The 8483-nt window shown below is 44.2% G+C and carries 10 protein-coding genes; 1 reads left to right on the forward strand and 9 read right to left on the reverse strand.

The genetic code is table 11. The features are described from left to right. Positions 1-55: 55 nt before the first annotated feature. The 9 genes from J8M00_RS23560 to J8M00_RS23600 form a co-directional block, all read right to left on the reverse strand. Positions 56-1246: a hypothetical protein gene (locus J8M00_RS23560; protein WP_211012878.1), complete on the reverse strand. Its 1191-nt coding sequence runs from the start codon at positions 1244-1246 to the stop codon at positions 56-58. Positions 1247-1326: 80 nt separating this feature from the next. Continuing rightward, positions 1327-2037, reverse strand: coding sequence for a hypothetical protein (locus J8M00_RS23565; RefSeq protein ID WP_211012879.1), 711 nt, complete (start codon positions 2035-2037; stop codon positions 1327-1329). A gap of 71 nt (positions 2038-2108) precedes the next feature. After that, a complete protein-coding gene (locus J8M00_RS23570) occupies positions 2109-3383 on the reverse strand; it encodes a hypothetical protein (RefSeq protein ID WP_211012880.1) in 1275 nt (424 codons plus the stop codon). Between the two features lie 134 nt (positions 3384-3517). Further along, positions 3518-3832, reverse strand: coding sequence for a hypothetical protein (locus J8M00_RS23575; protein WP_211012881.1), 315 nt, complete (start codon positions 3830-3832; stop codon positions 3518-3520). A gap of 10 nt (positions 3833-3842) precedes the next feature. Further along, positions 3843-4283: a hypothetical protein gene (locus J8M00_RS23580; RefSeq protein WP_211012882.1), complete on the reverse strand. Its 441-nt coding sequence runs from the start codon at positions 4281-4283 to the stop codon at positions 3843-3845. A gap of 1 nt (position 4284) precedes the next feature. After that, on the reverse strand, positions 4285-5268 hold the full coding sequence (locus J8M00_RS23585; RefSeq protein WP_211012883.1) for a hypothetical protein: 984 nt from the start codon (positions 5266-5268) through the stop codon (positions 4285-4287). A gap of 123 nt (positions 5269-5391) precedes the next feature. Next, positions 5392-6513, reverse strand: coding sequence for a hypothetical protein (locus tag J8M00_RS23590; protein WP_211012884.1), 1122 nt, complete (start codon positions 6511-6513; stop codon positions 5392-5394). A 12-nt stretch (positions 6514-6525) separates the two neighbouring features. Next, the gene (locus J8M00_RS23595; RefSeq protein WP_211012885.1) at positions 6526-7350 is read right to left on the reverse strand and encodes a lamin tail domain-containing protein; all 825 of its coding nucleotides are present in this window, start codon (positions 7348-7350) and stop codon (positions 6526-6528) included. 10 nt (positions 7351-7360) lie between these two features. Then, positions 7361-7993 carry a glycoside hydrolase family 19 protein gene (locus tag J8M00_RS23600; RefSeq protein ID WP_211012886.1) on the reverse strand — a complete coding sequence of 211 codons (633 nt, stop codon included), beginning with the start codon at positions 7991-7993 and terminating at the stop codon, positions 7361-7363. A gap of 250 nt (positions 7994-8243) precedes the next feature. On the opposite strand from J8M00_RS23600, the gene J8M00_RS23605 reads away from it, so the two are divergent. Then, positions 8244-8447 (forward strand): hypothetical protein, encoded by a 204-nt coding sequence (locus J8M00_RS23605; protein WP_211012887.1) that lies wholly within the window; start codon positions 8244-8246, stop codon positions 8445-8447. Positions 8448-8483 lie beyond the last annotated feature (36 nt).

Below are 8483 nucleotides of genomic sequence, written 5' to 3' on the forward strand. Positions count from 1 at the left end.
TCACGATCAAATCGAGTAAACGCATTGTATTTTTCCCTCTAAATTATCTCTGGTATTAGCGCCACATATCATGATTACCTAAAGACTGGCCGGTATTGAATGCACTTAATTCATGCTGACATAACTGCCTCGATAACCAATCGCAATGATAGGCCGCTGCCTTGTTGAACTTAAACCACTCAGACTGTTTAAACCCGGTGATATCACTGATCCAGCCTCGCTCGCTAACAGCCCCGCCAGCCAGTGCCAGATCCAAAAGGTGAGTTTCACGCAATGAAATTCCATGTAAGAACACACTGTGCAGCTCGTCCTCAGGAATATTCTGGGCGACTAATTTAGCCCAGCTCTGCTCTATATCAATATTACCTGAGTGCAATTTGGGCTTTTGCAAAAGCATCGCGACCTGACGAATTGCCCGCACGACATAGACAGGCAGGTGGCTGTCATGCCAATTACCAATGTGCTTAAGCGGAATACGTTTATGCCAACAATGTATTGCGTAACAACTGGCACGAAAGGCAGCAATATAGGCGAGGCTTCGATCACGCCTACCTTGCCAAGTATTTTGATAGACATGTAGTCGGCAACCAAACAGCGGCAGTAAAAACCCCTTTATTTGGCTGTCGTAATGGCTTTTATAAATCACATCATTGAGCATTTTCCGAGCCAACGCACTGTCTACCGCCGAATTGAGCTTGGTTGGCACATGCCAGTTGTCATCGCTTTGCATACTTGGTGTATCTTGGCCTTGTTGCCCTAGTGAATCTGGATGTGCAGCAACACGGGGAGCATATGAATTGGCTTTTTTGGCCAAGCGCTGACTAAAATGCCTTTTAAACTCACCACCTTGCTGCCAATCAATATCGGTCAGAGGGTTGTAATAACAACGTGTGATCAAGCCATTTTGGCACACCAATTTTGGCTTTTTCAGCACCATTAAATCCGTATTGTGATCTTGAGATTGCGAAGCTGTATCCCTTTCATCAGCATCGTCACTCGCTTCCAACAAGGCTGGCAATGATTGAAAAGCTAAGTTACAACAATGCCTTCCCATTCGACTCTCATCATCAGCTGTCAGAACAGGAGTGAATCGGTAGCCTTGATAATAAAAAGGAGCAGGTATCTCTTGCCGTGTCTGGCGTGATGCCGCATGCGTATAATATGCCAATGATTGCGCTTGCTGAGCAGGTAACCCCATAGTCAAGGCAGCTAAAAAGGTGCCGTAATAGTGAAAGGTCGGGTCCATAAAAAGGCACTCCTGTGATCAAACAACGCCCTTTCGATCAACCAATAAGCTTGACCAAAAGTGCGTATTTATATAAGCGATTACTCAGTATCTTGGTGGGTTAGTGCAGGCGTTTGATTGCCATGGCTCTGTAATGTCTCGACAAAACGGTTGAGTATCTGATCAGCAGCTTCTTGATCGATTGCTGGCTCACCAATATAAGCATCAATGTCATCCCGAATATGACCACCGATCAAGTTGTCTTTAGAGCGCTGTGTCACAATGGCATTGATGGCTTGGCAAAAAGCTGAAGCCTCTGTTTTGCAATAAATGCGGTGTTGTTGGGCAATTTGCTCACCCTGTTCATATCGAGGTGCACTGTATGCGACTGTGTGCGGTTGGACTTTTGGGTCTCCACCGACCAATGAATCACATGAAAATAGCACGAAGTCTGTTGAGCGATGTTTATCCATGACGTCATTACACATGGGTAAATCACCTTCGACACCTAGGTTGTAATCGCAAAATAGAATATCAACCCCTTTGAGTAAGCTCGATACCATGGTGTTGAAACCTTGCTGTACTGAAGGTGGGATCTCATCGCCTTCAGGTAACATACTAAATGCTCTAGAGTGCACTGTGTATGCGTCCTTCCATTTTGCTAATAACTCTGGCGTATCTTTACCGTCTTTATCTTTGTACGCAATTTTGTAGCCATTATCGAATTTTTCTTCTACATCAAGTTGATCTGATAACAGCGCAATTTTACGTCCATCACTTGCAACGCACGAACGAAATACGAGGTTGGTCATACCATTCTGCTCCATGGTTTTGGTTATGTTGTTAGGCCTATCCTACTGACCTCATCAAGCGAAGAATTGGGCTAATCAGGTAAACACTGCTGCGAATGTATGAACTCCAATAACGAGGCTTCTAACAAGGGCTGCCACACCTGCTGAGCTGCCAAGTATTCTAATTCCAACTTGTGTTGAAAAGCATTGGGCAATGAAAACAACACCACTTTGCTTGGTTGTTGCCGGTCAATATGGCCATCTTTGCAAACTGGATATGGATCTCTCTGCCCGTGTCCCTGAGCCGATTCGTAGAGGTGGACAGCATTATTTTGAAATTGCAGTAGCCATAAAGGCGCATTTGAATTTTGCACATGGTCACGATGTATCTGGGTAATGTCCGCTAGAGATCCGCTTAGATACTGATGATGATAAACTGCCAATATGGGAAGAAGGCGCTTCGTCAATTTTGCCAGGCTGATATCACCATGTTGCAACTGCGCACAACTGGATAAGAATTGTCCTAAGGTGATCTTTTGAACAGGTATTTGTTGGTAAGGTTTGCAAATCTGGGCCAACCTATTCAAGGGTATGCCTGCAACCCAGTGCGCTAGGGCTACAGGGCTCTGATACCAACTGGCAAACTCGTTTAACGTTAAACCTAGTGCTTGCAAGTGCCGAGAGAGCAACGTCGCTATGTGTGACCTTATTGTGGAACGGTTTGCTTGATGACCACCAAAGCGGGCTGGTAAATCTGCCAATTGTGGCGCTTTGACTCCTTGACGTGTATTGGCCGAATCAAATGTATTGCGTTGTGGATGATTTAAAAAATAACCTTCATCACGATATATGTCGTTGGATTGACCTAGTTCAGCAGTGGAATCTTGCGCAGCTGGCGCTTGTCGTGGTTCACATTTTTCCTCACACTGTATGTGCGAAACTTGTGTCTCTTGAGCGTGTATAGGCTCTTCAAGCAACTCTGGTGCCGATTCAACAGGGGTCATTATCGCCACCTCGTCGGGTAAGCCTTGCAGCATCACAGGCACTTGCTGTAAGTAAAAAATATAGGGGTTTTGCCCTGGCTCAAATAGCGCCAAAGGCGCTTCATCTAATATGTCGCTATTGTGTTCATCAACTTGCATAGAAGGTGGCTCGTGAGAGTCGCCAATCACTTTATCTAGATCTGCACCTAACTGCGCTATAGGTTCCGCTGTAGTAACCTCTCCTTCCACAATCTCATTCGACCGTTGTTTTTGCACCACTCGGGGGTCTGTATGTGGTGCTTTTACCGTTAAGGGGTAGTAATAATTGTAGGGCTTGAATACTCGGACACGGCGCCAACGTACGCGTTTTTTACCTTTACTCATCACCGATCTCCATTATAAATAGTATGAGCTTAAAGGTATTGGCCAGTTGCTAATCGGTCTCTTCTCGTATTCTTTCAGTCATAACAACCATATTGTTCAAGGGTGCATCCTTGCACTCAAATTTAAGAAAAAGTTTATACAGCCTTGGTGATGGTACCTACAAGTGTATTTACAAAGCCGTTAACCGCTTTTTGAATAGCAGCTTTGCCAGCTATTTCAATACTGACTAATTCAGCCTCAATCACTAAGCTTTCCCTTTTAATTTCTTCGGCAAACTCCGTTTCACTGATCTCCCCTTGCAATAACGCATTGCTTAGCTGTGTCAGGCTCTCCTGCTTTTGCGCAACAATTTTTGCAAGCCCATCAGCAATCGCGCCGCCTGACTCTCCTAACTCGCCAGTTGCCTGACTAACTGCGTTCTGTAACGTTGATGCTATATTGAGTCCCATTTAAATTCTCCTATGGTGCTTTACTTTTTTCGCCGCGTATCATTGCCAGCAATACCCGCTGGTATTCAGAGCGACGACGCTTGATAATAAAATCTGAAATACTGTTTTGTTCTTGATGCGCCTTGCGCGCTTGCTGCCACAATTGCAGCAGGATTTCCACTTGCTTTATGGTAAGTTCATTAAGCGAACGTACCTTTTGACGCTGAAGCAATGCATTCACATCTACTTCAATATTGAGATAGCTACTTGCATAGTGTGAATACTGCCTCTTTGGCACGTCAACATGTTGCATATGTAAGTAAAACCCATCTATTTTTTGCATGAGTTTCATCATTTGCTGTTGAGAAGCGCGGTCGTAATCGGATACCAAGTTCAACGAGCAGCCCGAAGCCAGGCTGAGGGCCAGTATCATTGCAATCCCGCAAATTATCTTGATGGTGGCTTTAAGCATCTCACCTCTCCTCATGCGCATTCATAATTTCATTTAGGTAATCAGCCAACATTTGCTGCACCTTGCTATTGGGCATATTTGGCTCCAATGCCAGCCGGCTTTGAATAGCTACTATGCCTTGGCTCCACAACGCCAACTGCTCCAATTCTTGCTTTCTAAATTGATTTTCTAAATTTTGTTTAAGTACCTGAGGATCATCTGGCACGGTGGGAGAAATAAAAGACTGTACGGTTTCAACAATGCGATCGAGAATTTTATAGACTAAGTTTGCAGAAAACCCACCAACCAAGGCCATAGTTATCCTAAGCGCCGCATGACTAACAGGCGCACCGCCTGTCTCACTCGATGCCGCACTTGCTACCGCATCCAAATTGACAGGGATCAACTGAGTTAAAATAATCCCAGCGATCAACCCGACCACAAACCTGACCCAATACGAACTTTCATATTTGGGATCATAAACCCCAGCCGTTACATAGCTATTCGCTTTAAATAAGGCAGCAAATGACGCCCCTATCGCGGCTGACGCCAACAAGATGGCTTGCACATACAATAATCGAGTGCCCTCCATATCAAACATGCTCGCGACCATATTTTCATTGTTGATATAACTAGACAGACTCAACGCAATTAAAGCGACCAAAGATATTATCGCTACCAGCATCATTTTTCTGATCAGCGGCACTCGGCCCAAAAACAACAACCAGCTTCCTTTTTTTGTTTCTTCAGACATTAACCAAATGGTTTCCGGTTTAGCGGGGGCAACCAAGTCAGTAAGGCGATTATGTACCTGAGTTAACACTTTGGCTTCTATCTTACTTTCATCCTGGGCATGCATCTGCTCCAACTTAACCATAATGGACTCAGGTACCTTAATACCTTTGTGAAAAGAAAACTCTGCCATTGCCTGACACTGTGACAGCACAGTACTAAACCCATGCTTGCTCGCCTGTACTTGCGGATGTTCTTGAAACTCCGATTCCATTTTTTTCTCCTGTATCTAAGTCCACCAAACAGTACACAAAGAACCTCAGCGATAATCGGGTTAAGTCATGACAAACAGTGACGAAAGCACGAAGTTTTCTTACACTCTTCCATGTTCGAGAAGTTAGCCATTGCCACTGCCCTGAGTTGATTTACCTTTTGAGCCGTCATTGGCAGCCATTGCACCGCGTAACTTGTCGATAATTTGGTCCATGATTGCAAATAGCACGTCAACGTTGTAGCCCATCAAAAATGCCATTGCCATTGGCGATAAAGAGGCCAATCCAGAGAGTTCTTGAGGGTTTAAGAACCAGCCAATAATCATTCCGCCTAGCGCTCCCAAGGTAAGACGTAAGCGGTAACGGATCTCACTATCGGAAGTAAATGTGATCGCACGGATCTCCCGCAGCAAATCTCGTAGGACAAAAATAAAGGCACCTAATAACCCGTATAACAAAGGTAAAACATACCCTTGTAATACTTCTAAAACGGATTGTGCAAACAGCATATTTTCAAATAACTGCAGTCGTGCTGTTAGACGTGTTTGTGCCAGATTTAAATTGTCTAGTGCGTTCGCATCGGCCTGTGCTCGCTCCAATCTGCGCAGCTCTACATTAAGTTTTTCCTGACTATACGGCGGAATGTCACTATCAAAACTAAATCCCATCAACCAGATACGGTTCCATACTTTCAATAAGTTGTAATTTGCATCTAGTCGCTGCCCGATTTCTTCGTATTTATTTTGTATTTGCTTAAACTCTTTACTATCTGGCTCTTCGCTATCTAACCTGAGCTGCCATTCATTTCGAGATTCGTACAAGTCTTTTAAGTCATGTGCCAAGGCATGGCCGAATAGGTAATAAACTTGGACTAACAGTAAGCAAATTAATGCCACCAATGTATAGCGACGATACCAAGCAACCGCTTTTTCGGCCTGACTCGGTTTGTCATTGTCACTGCGGGAGATAGCTCGAATGCTTTCCATTGATACGGGAGCGACTGCTTTGGCCAACTGATCATAACTGTGCAAAAAGTTAGCTTCATCTTGCGCATTCCACTGCTTTTTTTGCAGTTTGTATTTTGCATCGATCATTACTTGCGCTAATTCAGGATCTAGGCTGACCTCGCCATCTTTGGCCATATATGCAACCAGCTGCTGGCCATCTTGAATCACTTGGGCAATGTCCGAAGAAACTTCAATCGTGTTCGTTTGTTTTTTATTTAGCATGATTATTTGGGGGGCCATGCCCCCTTTATTTCACCAGTGGTATTCACTGACGCACTGCTGACGATAGTCATTTATCGCAGCGTGGCCACCTCGGTTAGACCATAATGCTTTAGCACTTTCAAAGTTATGACCGCCCGTGCTTGGATGATATTGATTTGTATATATGCGAATAATACCTGCGGGTTTGAGTAGGGCACCGTCGTGAAAAGCAAATAGCTGCCCCTTGTCTCCGACCAACTGCCACCCAGTTAAATCGATAGTTGCACTGCCGTTATTTGCAACCTCTACAAACTCATCTCCTTCTTTTTTTGCCTCTAGGCCATCAAAATTGACTTGGCTTATTTGCACATCTTCATGCGCTGCATCGCCATATAGCCAGGTAGAAATCACCGCGCCATCTTTGTCTTTTAATTCCGCTTTGTCCCCTTGGTTATTCCAAATAGGTGCCTTGCTTTCAAAACTGAGCGCACTGCCTGGATGAGTTTCAATGCGAAGTATCTCTTTTGGATATATCAAGGTGTCTTTAGCGAAAGTGAAATCCTGACCTTTGTCCCCCGCATTTAAGCTCCACCCACTTAAATCAATGATTGCGGGGCCAATATTTTTAATTTCTATATATTCATCGCGGTAGTTCAGTGCACTTATTTGTATTTGATGTGGTGCCAGCAGCTCGTAGCATGTATGCCACCAAATATGCATAACAGATAATTCGTTAGGCGCCTTACCACTTTGCTTCCAACTCTTTGCTGTGTCACTAACCATCTTTTCAATACGTGGCCAACATACTTCCTCACCTTTAAGAGCACTAAAGTGGCTACTGAGTTCTATAAGTGACATTTTACTAATTGCGTCCATTTTCTTTTCCTTAAGCAATATTTAAAAACTGTTTCGCGCGATTTAAAAAAGCAGCTCTGTCGTCAAGGCCATGGGTCCCACCATTGATGCGCTTAGTAATGATCAGTAAGTCATCTTGATCAGCGTATTGGTTGAGTTTTCGACTATCCCAGTAATAACAAGCTGTTTTCACTGTCAGCGATGGATCTGCAACCACGAGCTCAGGATCATTGACCAAATCAATTGCAAGTGCATCACCACAGCGATGATAATTGTCCTTTCCTGTAAGCTGGATCAGTCCTCGACCACGATACTTCCAGCCGTCCCCTGATGCTTCATTACCATTGCCCATGCGGTTGGCATAAACACGATTAGCTATTTTTTCCGGTTTACGCGCATAGGCTTGCGCTTCTTCTTCGGTGGGAAAATACTTTCCAAATATTGCTTGTAACGCCTTATCGCTATAGTTAAGGTTTTCACTTTCATAACGAAAGCTACCGCTTTCATGGGCTATTTGGGCAATAAAGTGGGCTGCACGTAAAGGAGTATTAACTTCAAATTGCGGCAGTACTTCATTCAATGCCTCAATATATTTTTCAATATCCTCAGCCTTAGCGTTAGGTACGATACCGACAAGTTGATCATGGGTAATTGAGAATGCCATGTGTTTTGCTCTTTGTTATATGAAGTAGCAATATCATGACAAATCTCTTATCCACCAACTGTGTGAAAGTTATGGTTAACACAGGCAATATCGTTATATTTGTGCCTGTAGGATAAGAAGGCGATAAGGTGCAAAAGGTTACCGCCTGCGAACAAAGTAAGTGCGGTTCTTTTGCGCAAGGTGAATATCGTGCGAAAGGATAATTACACAGCGCGAAGCGCTGACATTCTTTTCACACAAGGTGAATAACGTGCAAAATGTAACGACAGTGAGCGAAGCGAGTACGTTCAATTTGCGCAAGGTGAAACGAGCCGTTTTGACCGCTGATGAGGGACTATATTTAAAAGGGGTAAAGGGTGAAAGCTGTGAAGATTGCTCCCTTCACCTTGCGCTTATCGTGCAAAAGGCTAGCGACAGCGAACGAAGTGAGAGCGCTCTTTTTGCGCAAGGTTAAATGAGCCGTTTTAACCACTGCTGAGGGACTTAAACA

The sequence above is a fragment of the Pseudoalteromonas luteoviolacea genome (assembly GCF_018100925.1).
Classification (GTDB): domain Bacteria; phylum Pseudomonadota; class Gammaproteobacteria; order Enterobacterales; family Alteromonadaceae; genus Pseudoalteromonas; species Pseudoalteromonas obscura.

Bases quoted from the DNA above. Each gene is read 5' to 3' on its own strand.
- J8M00_RS23590 (WP_211012884.1), bottom strand. From the start codon at position 6,513: ATGGCCCCCCAAATAATCATGCTAAATAAAAAACAAACGAACACGATT.
- J8M00_RS23575 (WP_211012881.1), bottom strand. From the start codon at position 3,832: ATGGGACTCAATATAGCATCAACGTTACAGAACGCAGTTAGTCAGGCA.
- J8M00_RS23570 (WP_211012880.1), bottom strand. From the start codon at position 3,383: ATGAGTAAAGGTAAAAAACGCGTACGTTGGCGCCGTGTCCGAGTATTC.
- J8M00_RS23600 (WP_211012886.1), bottom strand. From the start codon at position 7,993: ATGGCATTCTCAATTACCCATGATCAACTTGTCGGTATCGTACCTAAC.
- J8M00_RS23595 (WP_211012885.1), bottom strand. From the start codon at position 7,350: ATGGACGCAATTAGTAAAATGTCACTTATAGAACTCAGTAGCCACTTT.
- J8M00_RS23580 (WP_211012882.1), bottom strand. From the start codon at position 4,283: ATGCTTAAAGCCACCATCAAGATAATTTGCGGGATTGCAATGATACTG.
- J8M00_RS23565 (WP_211012879.1), bottom strand. From the start codon at position 2,037: ATGACCAACCTCGTATTTCGTTCGTGCGTTGCAAGTGATGGACGTAAA.
- J8M00_RS23560 (WP_211012878.1), bottom strand. From the start codon at position 1,246: ATGGACCCGACCTTTCACTATTACGGCACCTTTTTAGCTGCCTTGACT.
- J8M00_RS23585 (WP_211012883.1), bottom strand. From the start codon at position 5,268: ATGGAATCGGAGTTTCAAGAACATCCGCAAGTACAGGCGAGCAAGCAT.